This window comes from Maridesulfovibrio ferrireducens (assembly GCF_900101105.1).
In the GTDB taxonomy this organism is placed as follows: Bacteria; Desulfobacterota; Desulfovibrionia; order Desulfovibrionales; family Desulfovibrionaceae; genus Maridesulfovibrio; species Maridesulfovibrio ferrireducens.
This window is the reverse complement of sequence record NZ_FNGA01000001.1, coordinates 59,754-79,856: the sequence shown is the minus strand read 5'-3', so window position 1 is coordinate 79,856 and position 20,103 is coordinate 59,754. Positions and strand designations below refer to the sequence as shown.

The following is a 20,103-nucleotide window of genomic DNA, read 5'->3' as shown; positions in this document are numbered from 1 at the left end:
TGTTACTAAAATCTCGAAAATCATCCTTTTTATGTGAATTAAAGTTGCTCAAAGGGTAAGCATAGAATGAGGCTAAAAAAAATCAGGACAACTTGTATTGAGTTGTCCTGATTGCAGGTTTTTTTAGTGCAGACGGGAGTCTGTTCGGGGTAGAAAAATTACCTTCTGGTAAGCCCGTATTTTTTAAGTTTGTACTGCAACGTTCTGCGGCTGATCCCGAGCGCGTCCGCAGTCCGTTCGCGGTGGTCTTGATTTGCTTCAAGCGCGTCAATTAATGCCTGGCGTTCTGCGTCATCAAGTGATGTCGAAGTTGTCTTGCGCGGCAACGGTACATAGTCGGGTTTAGAAGCAGGTTCTGCTGAGCCCCCTTTTACCGGGGCAGGAGAAGGACTAAGTACTTGCGGAGGCAGAAGTTCGGTGCCGAGTACTTCCGACCTGCTTAGTATGATAGCCCGTTCAAGTACATTTTCAAGTTCGCGGACGTTGCCGGGCCATCCGTAACGGCTGAGAGCATCAAGGAAAGAAGGGCTGACTGAACGAACTTTTTTGTTATTCTTGCGTCCCAGTTTTTCCAGTAGATGTGCAACCAGAGCGGGAATGTCGCTGGGTCTTTCTCTCAAAGGAGGAATGCGTATTTCCAGAACACTCAGTCTGTAAAAAAGGTCTTCTCTGAAGGTTCCATTTTCCACTTCCGCTTTCAGGTTCCGGTTGGTTGCGGCAATTATGCGGACATCTGTTTCGACAGGAGCAACACTGCCTAGGGGTTCAACTATTTTTTCTTGAATTGCCCTTAAAATTTTTGCTTGAAGAACTTGTTCCAATTCTCCGATTTCATCGAGGAAAAGAGTGCCGCCGGATGCCAGTTGAAATCTACCCGGTTTGTTTATTGTGGCTCCTGTGAAGGCTCCTTTTACATAACCGAACAGTTCACTTTCAAGAAGGTTGGCAGGAAGGGCGGCGCAGTTGACTTTTATAAGAGGTTTGTTCGCTCTGTGACTTGCGCGGTGCAGACCTTCGGCTACAAGTTCTTTACCTGTACCGGATTCTCCGAGCACCAGAATTGTTGCTTCGGAAGGTCCGGCCTGTTCTATGAGTTCCTTAACATCTCGCATCGCCTGACTGTTTCCGATCATCCGCTCAGTAGCTTCAACCGCAGATCTCAACCTCTTATTTTCGCCCACAAGTCTGGAATAATCGAGAGCTTTTGCCATAACGGCTTTAAGCTCCTCATTGTCTGCCGGTTTAGTGAGGTAGTCGAAAGCGCCATGCTTCATTGCCACAACCGCAGAACCGACGTTGCCGTAAGCTGTGAGCATTATGATCGGGAGTCCCGGAACTTTTGCATGTATCTCTGTGAGTAGAGTCATGCCGTCCATGCCGTCCATGCGCATATCAATCAGTGCGGTATTCAGTGTAAGGGAGGGAAGCATTTTAAGGGCTTGTTCGCCTGAAACAGCTTCGTGAACAGTCCAGCCGTCATCTTCAAGAATAGCTCTGATCAGCAATCTCAGAGAGGGCTCATCATCTACAATAAGTACATTTTTATCATTTATGGTCATATGTTATGATCCTTCGTTGCGTAAGCTTGGGAAGAAAAGTTCTACACACGTTCCCGTCGAAGCGGAAGAAGGAATTGTTACTCGGCCGCTATGGCCGCGCATAATGGTGTTTACTATGGCAAGACCGAGTCCGGTCCCTTTCGGTTTAGCCGTAAAGAAAGGTTCAAGCGCATGTTTGCGTATATCTTCTGGCATGCCGGGACCGTTGTCACAGACGCTTATCCAGACACCGTGTTCATCTGTTTTTGCGTTGATGAATATTTTACCTTCACCTTCCGGGACGACGTCAAGGCTGTTTACCAGAAGATTTAAGAGAACCTGACGAATTCCGTCTGGATCTGCAAAAACTTCATGCACTTCAAGGTTACTTTCAATGGTAGCCCCTTTGTGTTCCAGTTCAAACCCCATAAGGGTATTCATGGTTTCACATATGTCGTTTAAGTTAACGATTTGCGGCTCCAGCTCATGAGGTTTTGACAGGTACAGCAGGTCGGTAACAACCCGGTTTAACCTGTCGGCTTCTTCGAGCATGGTGGTTGCATACATTCCGTAAGGTTTTTCATCTTTTAATTTGTCAGCAAAAAGTTGAGCAAAACCTCGTAAAGAACTTAGTGGATTGCGGATTTCATGCGCGACACCTGCTGCAAGTGAGCCTATTGAGGCCAGTCTCCGGGCTTCGCTGAGGTCGTCTTCCAGTACGGCGATATCTGTTCTGTCTCTTATAATGATCATGGTCCGGTATTCTTCGGGACTTTCAAAGTACGGGAAAATGATCAGCTCAAGATTTTTTCCATTAAGTTTAACATGCTCCCAAAGAACTTCACCCCGTCTGAATTTTTGAATTGGTTCAAAAGAAAAATTTTTCCAGTTCCGGCCGACAAGGGTTTCTCCATCTGTGCTGTTGAGCAGTGAATGGGCAGATCCGTTGGCAGCTAAAATAGATCCCTCCGGTGAAAGGGTAAGTAATCCATCCGGCATATTGTCGAGTAGATTAGCCTGAAATCTTTCAAGTTTCATAAGCTGTTTGTCTTCTTCCCGGCGTTGAAAGTAGGCGACGGCAAGTAGCCATAGAACAAATCCAGCTAGAAAAATATAGCCAGTCTGCATGAGTGCCGCACGCCTGTACTGTTTAAACTGGGCGAGGTGTTTTTCGGCATTCAAACCAAGCAGTAGATAGGTCTGTCTTTTTTGAGGTGGTAGAAATTTGTTGTTTCTATGACCGTATAATCTGAGCAGATGCGGTTGTCCCAGCGTACCGTACAGTAAAGCCGCTTTTCCGTTGATCATAGCCGGAGTACTGGATTCGTTGAGTTTTTGGATCATATTAAAGATGGGGGCCGGGGGAGTGAATGATGTCGCAGCGTTTCCTTGTCCGACGACCACGATAGGTTTGTTATCGGGACCGTATAACCCGATAAAAAGCAGATCTCCCTGTGCAACCATTTCTTTGAAAAGATCTCTTGCCGCCGGAGTAAGGTTTTCTTGTGCCTGTTTGTTGTGCATTCCCTGCCGTCTCATTCTGCGCATTCCGTCGGAGAGCTGAATATCAAGCCCGCGGGTGATGGATTTAGCAGAAAGAAGCATATGCTCAAACACAGTCTGGTGCATCTGACGCAGGTTCTGCCACGTAAGGTAGAGGGAACCTGCTCCAAGTAACAGCAGAGCCAGAAGCGCTAAAGCGAGCGGCAGTTTTTGTGATCTTTGTGAACTTAATTCCATGGATGATTCTATTTATTCTCTTAAGGGTGCAGAAGTATTCCGATTTGACGCGGAGATGTCATTTCAAGCATCCCGGCAATGTCTCGGATGGTTGTAGACTTGTCAACAACCGCACCTTTTTCTCTAAGTATTCCGAGAGCCGTATTCAGATCAAGATTCTGTCTTTCGCAATATTGCTCAAGTGTCATTTGGCCTAGACCTGTTCCGGCACCGTTATGCATTCCAGCGCCTTTAATGTTCCCTGAATTTTGATTTATGCCGGATTTGTTGATCGGAGCTCCGGATTTTATATTGGCAGCTTGGTTCGGCTGATCTTTCAAAATAATTTCGTGAAGTTCTTTTGGAGTAAGTCCGGCTTTATGGGCAATTTCTTTGATTGATTGTGCGGGATTTTTAATTTCAATTCCGGCTGCTTTGATTGAAGCAACAGCCTTATCAATATCTAGCTCCATGCGTTTGCAGAAAACTGAAAGAGGGCTGAGTTCTGCATGACCGTAAGGTGGAACTCCGTATTTAATTTCTCCCTGAGTTTTCAGGTGTGTCGAAAATTCAAGTACTTGTTTCATAGGGGGCAGTCCGGCTAAAGTTCCCACTACTACGTACAGAGTGATGAAAATGCTGATAAAGAAAGCTGTGGATGAAAAGGTCGCTGCTGCTGCCTTTTTTTTCAAATATGCGGTGATGGGTTTCCAGTTGAGCCAGATATGAAGGATTGAAACAAAAAGAAATAGGACTCCGGTGCAGATATGAATATCACCCCATTGTTCTTTTGTAAGCCATAGAAATTTCCAGTCGGCCCAGTATGCAACTCTTCCTTGAGGCACGAGGTAGAGAATTACACTTGTTAAAGACATAACGATAATTGCGAAGAAACTGATTAGTGAAGTGATTTTTCTAAACATGCAAAGCCTCCTATTCGTATGGAACGTTTAATGAAAAATATTGAGTAACCTGATTCATTTGTTTTCGTTCTGTTACGTATAGCGTAAATCTTGTCGTGTTAGAAAGGCAATTAATAAAAAAGGAGGACTAAGAAGTCCTCCTTTTTACCCGTTTTCCTAATTATGTGTAGATGAACGCTTAATTCAATTGCTTAGTTAAAGCGGGGACATCCCTGCGGTGAACCGCAATTTTGATTTTTTTGGTAATTGTTGCCGCAGCCATTATTGCCGCCCTGCATCATCCCTCTAGATCCGTTTCTTGGTCCGGAGAAAGTAATTCCGGTTTCTTTTTCTAATTCAGCGGCCATCTTCTGATGAGTGGTAAACATTTTTTCTCTTACATCAGAGAGATCTTTTACCAATGCATGGATTGTTTCTTTGTCTGCCTTGCCTGAATTTACAAGAGCATTAAGTTCGGTCCGTTTGGCCCACTGCTGATTCTGGAGTGTTTGGAAAGTAGGTGTGTACTTGTCCATGATTGCTTGAGCTTGCTGCTGTTTTTCTGGCGTTAGCTGGTTGAATACAGCCCTGTTGCCCCCATTGTGGTATCCGTTCTGGGAGCCACCGCGTGCCATGGCTACTGCTGCCATTGATAATACAAACACGACTATTAATGGGATCAAGGTTTTTTTATTCATATGATCTCCTGTTGTTAAAAGTTGTTGCCCTCTCGAATTAACTTATAGCAGTATGCGTGCCAAAATTTTTAGTTATGTAATATTAGGGTCTTATGTTGTTTTACGTAAGATGTGAGTGTCTGTTTATGTGCAGTTGTCTGCACATTAACTGCACAAGTGCAGGTTGAGGAGAGCTATGGTGCAGGCTGATTAGTGGTTTTCAGCTTCGTCTGTGATCCATTTGTACATTCCACAGGACCGGCATTCGGCGCAACCTTTCGGAGGACATGGAGGTGTAATAACTCCTTGCTGATAGCGTTCCCATTCACGCCACAGATAAGCTTTGTTTATGCCCGTATCAATAAAATCCCATGGTAGCGGATCGTTTTTATCCAGATTGTGGTCAATAATATTTTCAAGGTCGCCTTCGTAGTATTTGAAAGCTTTTTTCCAGCCGCCTTTTTCTGCTGCTATCATAATAAATTTATGCAGTTCTTCGTTTCCGCGGGCAAGAATTCCTTGCAGTCTGGCTTGGAAAGGCGAATCTCCGGAAAAGGCGATACCTTTATATTTTTTTGTAAGCGAACTCACTTTTGAAAGGACATCTTTAAGCTCTTTTTCAGAAGGCATGGCAGACCATTGTAATGGAGTCCACGGTTTCGGCACGAGGCAACTGGCGCCAAGGGTGATGCGCATGTACTGCTTTTTCTTTTTACCCTGTCCGCGGTTACGGGCCTGATCAATTTTTTCGAGCATGCAGGCAAATTCTTCATAATCTTCGTCGGTTTCACCGGGCCAACCTACGATGATGTAAATTCTTAAATGATTTACACCTTTGGATGCGCAAAGTTCTACAGCGCGCAGGAAATCCTCTTCTTCAAGATTTTTACTTGCACTGTCCCGCAGTCGCTTACTTGCACCTTCTAAAGCCAAGGTCACAGTGCGAACACCGGAAGCTCGTAAAGTGTCGAGCAATTCTTCGGTAAGTCCGTCAGCTCTGACTGAGGATAAGGAAAATTTTGTTTTTCTGTCTTTGAGCCAGTTGATATATGGAAGAAGATCGGGCCAGTCGGTAAGAGCTGTTCCGATTAGTCCCACTTTAGGCGGATCTGCGAGTTCAACAATTTCTTTCAGCTTATCAATAGATGCGTGTCTGGGAGGTCTATAAATATATCCTGCCGCGCAGAAACGGCATCCGTAAGGACATCCTCTGTTTACTTCAACGAGGAACATGTCTTTGAAAACAGCTTCAGGACTGATGAAGCATGAGTATGCAGGTGTTGTTAATAAAGGGACTTGATTATTTTCCGCGTTGGTTTCAGGGAGAACAACGGCTCGTTTGACCTTATTCATGGTCTTACCCGGAACATATACTCCGTATCTGTCCTTAATTAGTTCAAGAAAGTCATCTTTACTTCCACCGTCATATATGTGCCGTTTAAGTTCGACGCATAAATCTTTAAGTCCGGCTTCGGCTTCTCCAACCCAGAAAAAATCGAAAAAAGCCGCAATGGGTGCAGGATTTAAAAATGCAACCGGACCTCCGGCCATAACCAGCGGGAAGCCCGGGCGTTCCGACGCTAAGGCCGGAACACCCGAATCTTTCAGCATTCTTACGGGGTAGAGATACTCTTCCTCGAAGTTTATGCTGAAGCCGATCAGGGGAAACTCGGACAGATCTTTGTCACTGTCCATGGAAACAGCAGGTTTACCCGGTTCACTTATAAAAAACCTTTCTACTGCAAGTTCCGTATCAGGAGCCAGCAGGCGATAAACAGCCTGCCATCCTAAAGTGGAGAGCGCAGCACCCTTTCTGCCGGGGAAGACTAGGGCCGTGGGCAGACGTCCACCAGTCTCTTCGGCTGCGGGTTCTTCACGTCCATAATAGAAGAAATCTTCTTTTACTGACATGTATCAAGGTCCGATGTGTTCCGGTTCATCCGAGTTGTTTCCGTATTATTATTCATATGCAGACAGAATTAATCAGCCTGTTTGCGGATGAAAGTAGGAACTTCAAAATCGTCATCATCGTGGAAGATAAATTCTTCTCCTCCGGAGTTTGCAGCACTTCTAACTGATTCCGGTTTTCCGGCTGCTTCCGCAGGTTTTGCACCGGTGCGCAGATATGCGGGGATAGAACGGTCTTCTTCTGAATGAGGGTTACCGAGCTGTCTTACGTTACCGTGTTCTTTTGCTCTTGGAGCCATTCCTCTCGGAGTAATGTTCGAGCGGACAGGCTGCTGTATTTCGCACACAGGCTGCATAGTTTTTTCTTCAGCAGTTTCGATGCCTGTTGCAATAACTGTGATGCGCATTTCGTCGCCTGCTTCAGGGTCGAAAACAGTTCCGAAGAAAATCTGTGCATCTTCGTGAGCTTCTTCATAAATAATACTTGCTGCTTCGCTGACTTCATCAATGGTCATGTCAGGAGAGCAGGTGATGTTGATGAGTACGCCTTTAGCGCCTTCGATGGAAACATCTTCAAGAAGAGGACTTGTGATAGCTTTCATTGCAGCTTCACGAGCTCTGTTTTCGCCTCTTGCGATTCCTGTTCCCATGAGAGCGAGACCTGAGCTGGACATAACTGCTTTAACGTCAGCAAAGTCAAGGTTGATTAAACCGTGAACAGTAATCAGATCGGCAATACCTTTAACACCGTAGTAAAGAACTTCATCAGCTTTTTTCAGCATTTCCGAGAAGGCTGCTTTTTTAGCTGCAAGCTGGAGAAGGCGGTCGTTAGGAATAGTGATAATTGAGTCAACAACGCTTTTGAGTTCTTCAATACCTTTTTCAGCCTGAAGAAGTCTGCGTTTGCCTTCAAAATAGAAAGGTTTGGTGACAACTGCTACTGTGAGGGCGCCTGCTTCTTTCGCAATCTGAGCGATAACAGGAGCTGCTCCGGTTCCGGTTCCGCCGCCCATACCGGCTGTGACGAAAACCATGTCGCAGTCGCAGACGAGTTCACGGATCAGCTCGATGCTTTCGAGTGCGGCATTTTTACCGATATCCGGGTTGGCGCCGGCGCCGAGACCTTTAGTCAGCTGGTCGCCGAGCTGAATTTTGTATTCAGCAAGAGATTTGTTGATATCCTGAACATCGGTGTTCGCAGCAATAAAGCGAACGCCTGTAAGAGCGGATTGAATCATGTTGTTGATAGCGTTTCCACCACCGCCACCACAACCGATTACCTTAATTTTTGCATGACCGTCGTTTTCGATTTCCATGTAATCCATCATCATTTTCATTCCCCTGTTTAAGCTTCCATTAATTTCAATTCCCCGGATGATCGGGTCCGGGAAAGCCTTCACCTGATGCAGCCGTGACTAAGCTATATCGGTGAACCACTTACGCATCCTGCCCAGAATGCGGTTGAAAACATTTTCATCTCGAATACGGAATACTTGTTCAGTGCTGCCTTCCTTTTCAGCGCCGTACATAAGCAGACCCACCGCAGTTGCGTATTTGGGACTGTGAACAACGTCTTTAAGGCCTCCGATTCCGGCTGGATAACCAATGCGTACCGGAAGGTCGAAAACCTGTTCAGCAAGTTCCTGCATGCCATCCACCAGTGAAGTTCCACCGGTAAGTACAACTCCGGCTGCAATCAGATTCTTGTAGCCGCTTCGAACCAGTTCTTGATCCACCAAGGCTATGATCTCTTCACAACGCGGCTCGCATATTTCAGCAAGAACACGTTTAGACATCTTGCGATGGTCACGTCCTCCAACGGAAGGAACTTCGATGGTCTCATCAGTTGTGACGAGATCGGTCAGAGCCGTTCCGTATTTGACCTTGATCTGTTCTGCCGAACCCATGGGCGTTCTAAGGCCGAAAGCGATATCATTGGTCAGGTTATTGCCTCCCAGGGCGATAACCGAGGTGTGCTTAATTGAATCATTTGCAAAAATTGCGAGGTCGGTTGTGCCGCCTCCGATATCTACAATGGCAACGCCGATTTCTCTTTCTTCTTCAGAAAGAACAGCCTTGCTTGAAGCAAGCGATTCAAGGACGATGTCTGATACATCCAGTCCTGAACGGTGACATGAGCGAATGATATTCTGCGCTGATGTCACAGCACCGGTTACAATGTGAACCTTAACTTCAAGGCGCACACCGGCCATGCCCAGCGGATCTGCAATACCGCGCTGGTCATCTACTATAAATTCCTGCGGCAGGGTGTGAATTACTTCCCTATCAAGTGGGATAGCAACAGCTTTCGCTGCGTCGATAACTCTGTCCACATCCTTTTGCGTCACTTCTCCGCCTTTAACAGCTATGACTCCATGGCTGTTAAAACCTTTGATGTGACTTCCTGCTATGCCTGCGTAAACGGAACGGATTTCACATCCAGCCATCAGTTCAGCTTCTTCAAGAGCTTTCTTTATCGACTGAACTGTCTGCTCGATGTTAACCACAACCCCTTTACGAAGTCCCGTAGAAGGTGCAGTGCCGATGCCTACAATATCGACTCCGTCAGCTGTAGCCTCTCCGACAACAGCACAGATCTTAGTGGTGCCTACGTCGAGGCCGACTATCAGATCAGATTTGGCCATAATATTTTCTCCTCATCACCTTAGATATTGGGGCATTTTTCATTGCGACGCTACTTGGCCGGAAGTCCGTTTTTCAACCCAGACCCTACCATTTCCAGCTGATATAGTCGCAACATTCCTGAACTCTCCCCGGTTTTTAAGGTCATGCCAGACGATGTTCAGGTCCGAAAGATGTTCTTGCCAGTTGTCCAGCCCCAGCCTAATTGTCAGGCCGAGGTTGTCCATGAAAATTTCCATTCTGTCGCCGCCTTTGATGTTGATCCATGCGATTTGGCCCGGATCAAAAGGAAGCTCTCTTCTGCTTAAAACTGCCATAAATTCCGGAAGTATTTCAGCTTTTCCCATGGCATCTGATTCAATATTTAAAAATGGCAGAGAGGTGAACTTGCCCGGTGCAACCGGTGCAATCAGTTCTCCTGAACTGTCACAATAGAAAAGTTTGTCGCTTTGTCTAACCATGAACTGAGGAGTTTTTTCCCTTACATGGATAGACAGATTGCCCGGAAGTTCACGTTTTACCGCTGCGGATTTAATCCAATGGTTCTGGCTCAGTCTGCCTTCAACGTCTCCGATGTTAACAGCAAGACTGTTTTTATTCAGTCCAACCTCAGAAATTCCAAGAATTTCCCCATAAGACAGTCGATGGTTTCCAGTGACCTTGATATCCTGCAATGCAAAGTAGGGATGTGCTGTAAGCCAGCGATATCCGGCAAGGCAGCCGAGTCCTACTATTGCCAGCATCAGCAGGCAGACGGAAGATATGCACGTCTTGCGAAACAGAGTTGTTAAAACATCTGAAAGCGGACGAGACGGCTCTCTACGCATCTTGTTGACATTGCGGGCACGTGTTTTCCTGTCGGTGTTATTCAGGTTCAGACGGCTTTTGTTTAATCTTGCAACGCTCATTGTAGTACTATGACCTCCGTCTCAAGAGTTATACCGAATTTATTACTAACGGCTTCGGTGGCCATGTCCAAAAGCTCTAATGCCTCTGCTCCCGTCCCCTGTTCTTTATTCACCAGAAAATTTGCGTGCATTTCAGAAAAAGCCATGCCCCCTAAAGTCTTGCCTTTGAATCCTGCATCATCCAGAAGTTTTCCAGCGCTGTAACCTTCCGGGTTTTTGAAAACGCAGCCTGCTGTTTTTTCAAGAACAGGCTGTGAGCTTTTCTTTTTACTGAAAACTTCCTGAACTTTGCTCTTAACTACTGCTTCAGTGGAGCGGTTCAGTAAAAATTCTGCTTCCCATATCAAGGTGAATTCACCTGTTTCGGGAGAAAAGTGTCTGTATCCAAAGTTCATTTCATCTACGTTTTTCCAGAACAGCCCTTTGCTTGGAGTCCAGAGTCGTACTCTCGTGACTGAAGCAGCCATGTCTGTGCCGTACGAACCGGCATTCATGGCGATGCTGCCGCCTACAGAACCGGGAATTCCTGCTAATCCTTCCATTCCGCTGAGGCCGTTGCGAATTAGAAATGCGAGCAAACCGGGCAGTCTTGTGTCGGCAGAGACTCTGACTGTCAGACCGGATATTTCAGGCTCGGTTTTTTTTGCAAGGGCCATATGCACGAATGCAATATTCAGCTTTCCATCAGCTGCGAGCATATTGCTTCCTTCCCCGATAGCGATAAGTCCGGCTGCCTCTTTCTCGTGAAAGAAAGCCAGCTCGTCCAGACCCGCTTCGTCCCGCACTTTTGCGAGCGCTCTGGCAGTTCCGCCTATACCTAAAGAGGTAAGGTCTGCCATTTTCGGTTCATGAAGCAATTCAAGTGTCATTACTTTTCCTCTGCCATTACTCTTCGCTTTTAAAGCTGAGTAATTGTTTCAGCTGTTTCGGATGCTGAATCATTTTCAGATTCATTTTCCAGATATTTCAAAAAGTTTTCACCGATACGATAAATAGATCCTGCACCTTGGGTTATGAAAATATCACCGGGTTTCAAAATGTTCGGGAGCTCATTTTCCATCATTTCAAAGTCTGGATAAAAACGTACTTTAGTTGAACTCACCTGTCTGATTCCCTGAGCCAGTGACATCCCGTTAACGCCGGGAATTGGGGATTCAGATGCCGGATAAATTTCAGTGAGCAGAAGCTCATCAGCCAGTTCGAAAGTCTTGCAGAAGTCTCCGAAAAGTGCCTGTGTCCGTGTAAATCTGTGCGGCTGAAAAGCTATGACCAGTCGTCTTGTAGGATAACAGGCTTTTGCTGTTTCAATGGTCGCTCTGATTTCTGCGGGGTGATGTCCGTAGTCATCCACAACCAGAACACCTTTGCATTCACCTTTTCTTTCAAATCTGCGCCCGACTCCCATGAAGTTTGAGAGTCCTTGAAGAATTGCTTTTTTATCGAGTCCGGCTTCAAGGGACACGCCTATTGCTCCAAGAGCATTCAGCACATTGTGTTTCCCGGGCTGGGCAAGTGAAACTTCACCGAGAAGTTCATCATCAAGAAAAACTTTAAAAAGACTGCGTACTTCGCAAGAAAGGATTTCAGCTCTGAGTCTGTTCTGCTTGCCCAGACCGTAAGTGATGTACGGACGTTTGATGGAAGGCAGAAGTCTCATTACTCCGGGATCATCTCCGCAGACAACATTCATTCCATAGAAAGGAATGGCATTCATAAAAGTTCTGAATGATGTGTCTATGGCTTCCTGATCAGGATAGAAATCCATGTGATCCATATCAACGTTGGTCACAACGGTGATGATCGGTGACAGGCAGAGGAATGAACCGTCTGATTCGTCTGCTTCCGCGATGAGAAACTGTCCATCGCCTAGGCGGGCGTTGCTGCCGAATGTATTTAATTTGCCGCCGATAATTACAGTAGGATCAAGTCCTGCTTCAGTAAAAATTGTTGCAAGCAATGAAGTTGTCGTTGTTTTGCCATGTGTTCCGGCAACGGCTATACCGGAGCGCAGTCTCATGAGCTCAGCAAGCATTTCCGCTCTTGGAATAATTGGAATACCCAGTTCGCGAGCTTTGATCAGTTCTGGATTATCATCTGCAATTGCAGTGGATTTTACCACAACATCCGCGTCAGTTACGTTCTCAGCGCCGTGTCCGATGAAAACCTGTGCGCCCATTTTGAGAAGCCTTTTAACCGGATCTCCTGCCGCAAGGTCAGAGCCTGTAATGGTAAAGCCCATATTGATCAGAACTTCGGCTATTCCGCTCATGCCTGAGCCGCCGATACCGATCATATGAATGGTACTTACTCTGCTGCGCATAAGGGGACATGCTGTGTCCATATTTGCCGGTACGTTAGGTCCTTCTGCTGCGATCATGCTAAACCTCTCACCTTTTTCATGCGAATAATTATTTCGAGGCCGTCCACTATTGCGGCGGCTGCTTCCGGGCGTGCAAATTTGAGGGCCTGTTTGCCCATTTCTTGAAGCGCGTCCTGATCTAAAATTAAGTTCAATATTTCATGGGCCAGCACTTTTCCGGTCAGTTTATTCTGTGGAATGACCTTGGCCGCGCCGAGTTTTTCCAGAGAATCGGCATTGGCGGTCTGGTGGTCATGCGTGGCCTGTGGAAACGGGATAAAAATCGCCGGTTTTCCTGCTGCCGCAATTTCAAAAACTGTAGATGCTCCCGCGCGACAAACCACAAGCTGAGCGTCTGAATATGCGGCGGACATATCATGAATGAACGAAGACACTGTCATGGAATTTACAGCTGCCTTTTTATATTCAGTTTTAACTCGTTCAAAATCTTCTTTCCCTGTCTGGTGCCGCAGATTGATATCTGCATCTTTGAGCATGGGCAGTGCTTCGATAACTGCATTGTTGATTGCGGTCGCACCCTGACTTCCGCCAAAAATAAGTACATTCATCTCTTTTGCCTGACTGCCGAAATCAATTATTTCTTTACGAACAGGATTTCCGACAACATCAACCTTTTCTGCCGGGAAAGCTTCGTTTTCATCTTCAAAAGAGGTGAAGACTGCCTTTGAAATTTTACCGAGTATCCTGTTTGTAATTCCCGGAATGCTGTTCTGTTCGTGTATCGCAGTAGGAATTCCGAGCATCCATGCTGCGAGCACTGGACAGAATCCGGCATATCCACCGAAACCTATGACTGCTTCCGGTTTAAAATTTACAAGTTCTTTTATTGAAAGAACAAAAGCTTTAAATATCCAAAACGAACCGAAAATTCTTTTAAACCCGCCGCCTAGAACTCCCTTTGCCGGAAGACCTATAAATTCGATTCCTGCATGTCTTACCATGTCTTTTTCCGGCCCTTTGCCGCCGAGGAAAAGGATTTCACAGTGTGGGTGTTTTTCCTGAATTTTAGCAGCAACTGCCAAAGCAGGGAAAACGTGTCCACCGGTGCCTCCTGTGGTGATGATGATGCGTTTCATCAGACTTTCCCCCTCGAAAGGTTGAGGAGAATGCCTATACAAACGCATGATATCAGCATGCTGGAACCACCGTAACTTACGAAGGGCATCGGGACTCCTTTCGGAGGTACAGCGCCCATGACCACAGCTAGATTCAGAGTAAATCCGAGTGCAAGCATGATTGTCATTCCGTAAGCTGTGAATCTGTCTTGAAGATCATCCTGTGCCAGAGCTATTTTAAAGCCACGCCAAAGCAGGAATCCGATAACAAGAAATACGACTGTAACTCCCGCAAAACCGAGTTCTTCGCCGACTACAGCCATGATGAAGTCATTGTGTGCTTCCGGTAGGAAGAATAATTTTTGTTTACCGGCGCCAAGACCTTGTCCGAAAATGTTTCCTGAACCGAAAGCATATAGCGACTGAACTAGCTGATAACCTTCGTTTTGAGCGCTTTTAAAGGGGTCCATGAAAGCTGTCATACGCTTTAGTCTGTAAGGCGAGCTTGTAATCAGCAGATATCCTGCGCCGCCTGCGAAAAGGAGGGAGGTAAACAGATATGATATGCGGGTTCCGCCAACCAGACTCATGAAAAACAGGATCATGGCAAGGAATACTGCTCCACCGAAATCAGGCTGAAGCATAAGCAGCAGGCACAATGCACCGGTAATGGCGAAAGGCGGCAGGAAGCCTATGCTGAACGATCTGATCATGTCCTGCTTGCGCGAGAAAAAGTAGGCCAGATACAGTATTAGCGCTGGTTTACAGAACTCAAGTGGCTGTATTCTTAGCGGTCCCATTGCAATCCACCGTTTAGCTCCGCCGGCTGAGATAGAAAGAGGCGTGAAATCGCATAGAAATAATAGCAGGAACGCCACCATAAGCCATACATAAACCATATTGTAAAAAAAGGACTTAGGCAGTTTTGAGCATATGAACATCATAAAGACGCCAGTCGCAAGGAAGATAGCCTGTTTTCTGAAAAACAGGTATTTATCATCGAAAAACCGTTCCGCCATAATGCCGCTGGCAGAGAGAACCATCATAAGCCCGAAGCATGCCAGCAATAATGCGGCACCTAAGAGCCAATAGTCCGGGCGTTCCGGTTTATCGGAAAGTGTCTTCTTTTTATTCAAGACAGCTCCTCCATGATCCTTTTGAAATCATCGCCTCTGGCATCATATCCTGTGTATGCGTCAAAGCTTGCAGTGGCAGGTGAAAGCAGAATTGTATCTCCTGCCATTGAGTTTGCGAAAAGAGTATTAACTGCCTTTTCGAGATTCTCGTGCCACGAAATTTTAAAATCGTTTTTCAAAGGGGATTCAAAATGTTCCCGTCCAGCTCCGAACAGCGCTACTTCTGTAACTTTTCCTTTCATAGCAGGAATTAGATCCGCAACCTTTCCGCCTTTAAACACTCCGCCAAGCAAGAGTCTTATAGGACCGTCAAAGCTGCCGAGCGCGGCAACGACCGCATCAAGGTTTGTACCTTTTGAGTCGTTAATAAAGGTTACTCCGTTTACAGAACCTAGATTTTCAATGCGATGGCGTTTTCCTTTGAATGAATCAATACCCGCTTGAATTTCTTCTTTGGTCAGTCCTAATTTTTCAAGGGCAAGCCATGCCGCTTCGATGTTAGAGCGGTTATGTATGCCGGGAAGATTCGGTTGTTCTTTAACGTTTTTTCCGTCGAACCATTTGACTGAAGCTTTTGTGAATTCAGCCGGATTCAGTTCATTGCACATCGAAGCCGGAAGGATTGCAAGTGCATCCGGAGCCTGCCGTTCGAAGATTTTAAGCTTAGCGGAAACGTATTCATCCATATCCAGATGGTAATCCAGATGATTAGCTGAAATGTTAAGAAGAATCGCAACATCAGGTCTGAAAAGGTGGCAGTTTTGTAATTGAAAGCTTGAAACTTCAAGAACAAGAACATCACACTGTCCTTTAGCCAGAATGTATTCGGAGAGGGGAGTTCCGTAGTTGGCTCCCGCAAATGCTTTTCTGCCCGAGTGTTCAAGTATGTGCGTTATGAGTGCAGTGGTCGTTGTTTTTCCGTTCGTTCCGGTGATGGCAATCATAGGCTCGTCTGCAAACCATGAAGCCAGTTCCAATTCGGAAATGATTTTTCTTTCCGGCATGTCGCCAAGCATCGGTTTGATTTTCCGGACAGGAACACCGGGGCTGACGACTATAACGTCGGCTCCTTTGAATTGTTCCGGGCAAGCGGGGCCGATCATAAGCTGTGCATCCGCACCGAGACCGTTCAGAATATCTTCAGTAATATTTTTGTTTTCATCAACAATACGCACTGTCGCACCGAGGGCGTGAAGCAACCTTGCGGCGGCAAGCCCTGAGCGTCCGGCTCCGGCAACAACGGCCAGTCGGTTAGTAAACATGCGGGTCTTAGTGACCTGTTTGACGAATTCGCTATCCATTTTATTTACCTGAGTTTCAGGGTGCTTAAAGCCATTAAGGCCATTAATACTGAAAGTATCCAGAATCTTATGACGATCTTTGATTCAGGAACGCCTTTGTGTTCAAAATGATGATGAAGCGGAGCCATGCGGAAAATCCGTTTGCCACCGCTGAATTTAAAATATCCAACCTGAAGAATTACCGAGAGAGTTTCGAAAACAAAAACTCCGCCTACGATGGTCAAGAGAAGTTCCTGTTTGGCTAGAACCGCGATAAAACCTAAAACTCCACCTATACTGAGCGATCCCACATCACCCATGAAAATTTGAGCGGGATAGGCGTTGTACCAGAGGAATCCCAGTCCTGCTCCGACCAAAGCTCCGCAAAAAACGGTTACTTCTCCCACTCCGGGAACGTGGGTGACGTTCAGGTAACTTGCTATTCCGACATGTCCCGCAACATAAATAAAAAATGCAAAACAACTCGCTCCGACAATGGAAGGTCCGATAGCCAGTCCGTCGAGTCCGTCTGTAAGATTTACTCCGTTGGATGAACCAATGAGAACCAGCAGTGCAAACGGCAGATAGAACCAGCCTAGATCAGGGCTTATGTTTTTAAAGAACGGGACTGAAAGTTCCGTGGAATAAGCGGGCTGCATAATAAGGAGCGCAACTGCGATTCCGGCAACGATCAACTGTCCTCCGAGTTTTGCAACGGCTGAGAGACCTTTATTTTGTTTTTTGACCACTTTGATGTAGTCATCGACAAAACCGACAGCTCCGAATCCCACAAACACGAACATTGTCAACCATACATATACGTTTGAAAGATCCGCCCAAAGAAGGGTGGAAATTAATACTCCGAATCCTAAAAGCAGGCCGCCCATGGTAGGGGTTCCAGCTTTGCATTGATGCTGAGGGCCGTCTTCCTGAATGTATTGACCGCACTTGATTCTTTGCAGCCAGCGCATCATGGCAGGGCCGAGAACGATAGTAATTATCAGTGCAGTCAGCAGGGCGTAGATTGATCTGAATGTGATATATCTGAAAACATTCAAAGCACTGATTTGTGCGCTCAGGGGGACAAGAAAATGATAAATCATGCTTTGTTTCCTCCGGTCTCCCCAGTGACCTCGTTATTAAGTGCGTGGAAGTAATTTTCCATGCGGCAGGATCTTGACCCTTTAAAAAGAACCACCGCATCATTCAGTCCAAGCTCATGTATTCCGTTCAAAAATTCCGATGGCTTGTTCACCGGAACAAAAGTTGAGCCGTTTGTGCTTGAAGCAACATCATCGTAATGTTTACCGTAATAGAAAGTTACATCCGGTTTGATCGCAGCGATTTTTTTGCCTAGTTCGCGATGAGCCTCCACAGCATCATCACCAAGTTCGAGCATATCTCCGAGTACCAGAACCAGAGGTCTTTCTTTAGCAATCTGTTTTGCTGTGTCTATTGCCTTGTTCATGGAAAGAGGATTCGCATTGTATGAATCGTCTATAAGTGTCCACTTTCCGAGAGCGTGGCAGTGAAATCTTTGTTTCGGCAATTGTACAGTATTTAATCTGTCAGCAATTTCCTGCAGATTGAACCCGAGCAGTGAAGCCGCACAGGTTACAGCGGCAGCGTTTTCAGCGAAATGAGAACCGCAGGTCGGCAAAATTGTCTCAGCCGTTTCATTTCCGGCTTTAATAAGGAAACGTCCAGTGCCGTCCGGCAGGGTTTCAAGCAGTTCGCTATAATAAAATGCTCTTTTATCCTGAGAAGAAAAAGAAATCGGTTCGGTCAGCTCGGATGCTGCGTTCCAGAGCAGAGTGTGATCTTTACAGCACAGTCCTTTTCCATCCGGTTGCAGATATTTGAAAAGCGATGCTTTTGAAGCTGCAACGTTTTCCATTGAGCCTAGACCTTCAAGGTGTGCGGGACCGATGTTATGGATAATTGCCATGTCCGGCATTGCCACGGGTCCGAGTTCCGCCATATCTCCCAGAAGACTTATTCCAAGTTCCATTACCCAGAAATCTTCGTCACCTGTAGCTTCCAGCATGGACATGGGCAGTCCTATCTGGTTGTTCAGGTTCATGAAATTTTTGTGAACAGAGTGCTTTCCGGCAATGACATGAGCCAGCATTTCTTTAACGGTGGTTTTCCCGGCTGAACCTGTCACCGCGATCATTTTTGCTTTTGAGCGAGTGCGCCAATATGCAGCAAGTTTACCGAGAGCCGCTACTGTGTTTCTCACCATAATGACCGGTTTGCCATCAAGCTCCGGCATATGCTGTGATGTAACAACTGCAACAGCTCCAGCCTTAAGAGCGGCTGCCGCAAAATTGTGGCCGTCGTAATTTGCACCGTCTACACAGAAGAAAACATCACCTTTTCTCACGAGCCTGCTGTCTATACGCACGGCTGTGATTTCGGTGTCTTCTGCACAGGGGATTTCACTTCCCCCTCTGAGCTGTTTTTCAAGTTCACATAAGGTTAGTTTCAACCGTATATCTCCTTGATTGCCAGAGTGACTTCCTGCACATCGCTGAAGTCGCGTTTTTCCGTTCCTATGATCTGATATGTTTCATGACCTTTTCCGGCTATAAGCAGGACATCTTCGGAGGTCATTTCTTTTACAGCTTTACGAATCGCTACAGCTCTGTCCGGTTCCTCTATAGTCATAGGGCAACCTTTCATGCCGGGGCGGACGTCTTTGATTATCTCAAGGGGATCTTCTGTTCTCGGATTATCTGATGTCAGCACAGCCACATCCGAATATTTGCATGCAGCTTCTGCCATGAGAGGACGTTTTGTTTTGTCTCTGTCGCCGCCGCATCCGAAAACAGTGATGATTCTTTTGAAATTCAAATCCTTCAAAGTGGAAAGTACATTTTTAAGAGCATCGGGAGTATGAGCGTAGTCCACAAAAATATCGAACCCGTGATCATTTCTTACTCTTTCAAGCCTTCCGGGAACTCCATGAAAAGATGTTGCTTTCAGCTGTTCAGGCGTAAGGCCCAGATGCAGTCCCACTGCTTGAGCTGCAAGCAGGTTTGAGCCGTTATGCTTACCGATAAAGTCGGTTTCTATTTCCCATGTATCCGTACCGAAAGTCATTTTCAGAACCATTCCTTTGCCAGTGCATGAAATCATTTCACCGCAAAGATTGTCACCGCTGAGTTCGTCAGGAGATCCAAGCCCGAATCCGATGGAAGGAGAGTAAGATTCCAGAAGTCTTTTCCCGTATGGGTCATCAAAATTTATGATTCCACGCTTGTCAGTCAGAGGATAGTGGCTGAACAACAGAGATTTAGCTTCAAAATATGATTCCATATCACCATGATAATCAAGGTGATCCTGAGTGACATTTGTCAGAATAGCCGCATTAAAATTCAGCCCGGCGACGCGTTCCTGATCAAGGGCATGTGACGACACTTCCATCACCATGACGTCGACATTTGCTTCGTTCATCTGCGCGAGCATTTCATGCAGTTGCCAACAGCCGGGAGTGGTGAGAGGTGCATCCATCTCGAAACCGGGCCAGCGGTAACTGACGGTTCCGATAACTCCCACTTTCATACCTGCTGAGGTAAGCATCTGCTCGATGAGGTAAGATGTAGTTGTTTTACCGTTTGTTCCGGTAATCCCGACAATTTTAACTGTGCTGCTGTCGGTCTTGAAATATGCTTTAGCGAGATCCACCAGCGCTTTGCGGGGATCAGAGTGAAGAATCAGTTCTGCTGATTCTGTGTCGATCTGAGAGGCACAAACAATATATGCGGCTCCGTTCTTAATGGCTTGTTTCACAAAATCAGCGCCATCGCAAAGAGGGCCGGAAATAGCGACAAAAACGTCGCCATCCTGCACTTCCCGCGAATCGGTACGAACCATGAGCCCCTCTTTTACTTTATCGAGGAGTCTGTTCCATTTTGCTATGTCCATAATAATGTCTGACATCTTCGCCTTTCT

General features: G+C 46.3%; 16 protein-coding genes. All 16 read right to left on the bottom strand.

Annotation, left to right across the window (positions count from 1 at the left end):
- Nucleotides 1-158: 158 nt before the first annotated feature.
- The gene (locus BLT41_RS00295) at nucleotides 159-1,559 is read right to left on the bottom strand and encodes a sigma-54-dependent transcriptional regulator (protein ID WP_092157155.1); all 1,401 of its coding nucleotides are present in this window, start codon (nucleotides 1,557-1,559) and stop codon (nucleotides 159-161) included.
- Nucleotides 1,560-1,562: 3 nt separating this feature from the next.
- Nucleotides 1,563-3,278 (bottom strand): two-component system sensor histidine kinase NtrB, encoded by a 1,716-nt coding sequence (locus BLT41_RS00290; RefSeq protein ID WP_092157153.1) that lies wholly within the window; start codon nucleotides 3,276-3,278, stop codon nucleotides 1,563-1,565.
- 20 nt (nucleotides 3,279-3,298) lie between these two features.
- A complete protein-coding gene (locus BLT41_RS00285) occupies nucleotides 3,299-4,180 on the bottom strand; it encodes a DUF4405 domain-containing protein (protein ID WP_092157151.1) in 882 nt (293 codons plus the stop codon).
- A gap of 191 nt (nucleotides 4,181-4,371) precedes the next feature.
- Complete coding sequence (locus BLT41_RS00280) at nucleotides 4,372-4,857, bottom strand: Spy/CpxP family protein refolding chaperone (RefSeq protein WP_092157141.1); 486 nt, start codon at nucleotides 4,855-4,857, stop codon at nucleotides 4,372-4,374.
- A gap of 189 nt (nucleotides 4,858-5,046) precedes the next feature.
- Entirely contained in the window at nucleotides 5,047-6,747 is a 1,701-nt protein-coding gene (locus BLT41_RS00275) for a radical SAM protein (RefSeq protein ID WP_092157140.1), read from the bottom strand.
- A 68-nt stretch (nucleotides 6,748-6,815) separates the two neighbouring features.
- Nucleotides 6,816-8,069, bottom strand: a complete 1,254-nt coding sequence (gene ftsZ, locus BLT41_RS00270; protein WP_092158754.1) for a cell division protein FtsZ — start codon at nucleotides 8,067-8,069, stop codon at nucleotides 6,816-6,818.
- Between the two features lie 90 nt (nucleotides 8,070-8,159).
- On the bottom strand, nucleotides 8,160-9,389 hold the full coding sequence (ftsA, locus tag BLT41_RS00265) for a cell division protein FtsA (protein WP_092157139.1): 1,230 nt from the start codon (nucleotides 9,387-9,389) through the stop codon (nucleotides 8,160-8,162).
- Between the two features lie 39 nt (nucleotides 9,390-9,428).
- A complete protein-coding gene (locus BLT41_RS00260) occupies nucleotides 9,429-10,295 on the bottom strand; it encodes a cell division protein FtsQ/DivIB (protein ID WP_092157137.1) in 867 nt (288 codons plus the stop codon).
- On the bottom strand, nucleotides 10,292-11,164 hold the full coding sequence (murB, locus tag BLT41_RS00255; protein WP_092157136.1) for a UDP-N-acetylmuramate dehydrogenase: 873 nt from the start codon (nucleotides 11,162-11,164) through the stop codon (nucleotides 10,292-10,294). Before murB ends, BLT41_RS00260 begins: the two co-directional genes overlap by 4 nt.
- Before the next feature lie 29 nt (nucleotides 11,165-11,193).
- Nucleotides 11,194-12,615: a UDP-N-acetylmuramate--L-alanine ligase gene (murC, locus tag BLT41_RS00250; RefSeq protein ID WP_092158752.1), complete on the bottom strand. Its 1,422-nt coding sequence runs from the start codon at nucleotides 12,613-12,615 to the stop codon at nucleotides 11,194-11,196.
- 53 nt (nucleotides 12,616-12,668) lie between these two features.
- Nucleotides 12,669-13,751 (bottom strand): undecaprenyldiphospho-muramoylpentapeptide beta-N-acetylglucosaminyltransferase, encoded by a 1,083-nt coding sequence (murG, locus tag BLT41_RS00245; protein WP_092157135.1) that lies wholly within the window; start codon nucleotides 13,749-13,751, stop codon nucleotides 12,669-12,671.
- On the bottom strand, nucleotides 13,751-14,866 hold the full coding sequence (ftsW, locus tag BLT41_RS00240; RefSeq protein WP_092157134.1) for a putative lipid II flippase FtsW: 1,116 nt from the start codon (nucleotides 14,864-14,866) through the stop codon (nucleotides 13,751-13,753). Before ftsW ends, murG begins: the two co-directional genes overlap by 1 nt.
- Nucleotides 14,863-16,167, bottom strand: coding sequence for a UDP-N-acetylmuramoyl-L-alanine--D-glutamate ligase (gene murD / locus BLT41_RS00235; protein WP_092157132.1), 1,305 nt, complete (start codon nucleotides 16,165-16,167; stop codon nucleotides 14,863-14,865). Before murD ends, ftsW begins: the two co-directional genes overlap by 4 nt.
- A gap of 5 nt (nucleotides 16,168-16,172) precedes the next feature.
- Nucleotides 16,173-17,249, bottom strand: coding sequence for a phospho-N-acetylmuramoyl-pentapeptide-transferase (gene mraY, locus BLT41_RS00230; RefSeq protein WP_092157131.1), 1,077 nt, complete (start codon nucleotides 17,247-17,249; stop codon nucleotides 16,173-16,175).
- The gene (locus BLT41_RS00225; RefSeq protein ID WP_092157130.1) at nucleotides 17,246-18,637 is read right to left on the bottom strand and encodes a UDP-N-acetylmuramoyl-tripeptide--D-alanyl-D-alanine ligase; all 1,392 of its coding nucleotides are present in this window, start codon (nucleotides 18,635-18,637) and stop codon (nucleotides 17,246-17,248) included. The genes mraY and BLT41_RS00225 overlap by 4 nt, the downstream gene beginning before the upstream one ends.
- Complete coding sequence (locus BLT41_RS00220; protein WP_092157129.1) at nucleotides 18,634-20,091, bottom strand: UDP-N-acetylmuramoyl-L-alanyl-D-glutamate--2,6-diaminopimelate ligase; 1,458 nt, start codon at nucleotides 20,089-20,091, stop codon at nucleotides 18,634-18,636. The genes BLT41_RS00225 and BLT41_RS00220 overlap by 4 nt, the downstream gene beginning before the upstream one ends.
- Nucleotides 20,092-20,103 lie beyond the last annotated feature (12 nt).

Coding starts and splice junctions, on each gene's coding strand:
- BLT41_RS00295 (WP_092157155.1), bottom strand. CDS start 1,559: ATGACCATAAATGATAAAAATGTACTTATTGTAGATGATGAGCCCTCT.
- BLT41_RS00290 (WP_092157153.1), bottom strand. CDS start 3,278: ATGGAATTAAGTTCACAAAGATCACAAAAACTGCCGCTCGCTTTAGCG.
- BLT41_RS00285 (WP_092157151.1), bottom strand. CDS start 4,180: ATGTTTAGAAAAATCACTTCACTAATCAGTTTCTTCGCAATTATCGTT.
- BLT41_RS00280 (WP_092157141.1), bottom strand. CDS start 4,857: ATGAATAAAAAAACCTTGATCCCATTAATAGTCGTGTTTGTATTATCA.
- BLT41_RS00275 (WP_092157140.1), bottom strand. CDS start 6,747: ATGTCAGTAAAAGAAGATTTCTTCTATTATGGACGTGAAGAACCCGCA.
- ftsZ (WP_092158754.1), bottom strand. CDS start 8,069: ATGGATTACATGGAAATCGAAAACGACGGTCATGCAAAAATTAAGGTA.
- ftsA (WP_092157139.1), bottom strand. CDS start 9,389: ATGGCCAAATCTGATCTGATAGTCGGCCTCGACGTAGGCACCACTAAG.
- BLT41_RS00260 (WP_092157137.1), bottom strand. CDS start 10,295: ATGAGCGTTGCAAGATTAAACAAAAGCCGTCTGAACCTGAATAACACC.
- murB (WP_092157136.1), bottom strand. CDS start 11,164: ATGACACTTGAATTGCTTCATGAACCGAAAATGGCAGACCTTACCTCT.
- murC (WP_092158752.1), bottom strand. CDS start 12,615: ATGCGCAGCAGAGTAAGTACCATTCATATGATCGGTATCGGCGGCTCA.
- murG (WP_092157135.1), bottom strand. CDS start 13,751: ATGAAACGCATCATCATCACCACAGGAGGCACCGGTGGACACGTTTTC.
- murD (WP_092157132.1), bottom strand. CDS start 16,167: ATGGATAGCGAATTCGTCAAACAGGTCACTAAGACCCGCATGTTTACT.
- mraY (WP_092157131.1), bottom strand. CDS start 17,249: ATGATTTATCATTTTCTTGTCCCCCTGAGCGCACAAATCAGTGCTTTG.
- BLT41_RS00220 (WP_092157129.1), bottom strand. CDS start 20,091: ATGTCAGACATTATTATGGACATAGCAAAATGGAACAGACTCCTCGAT.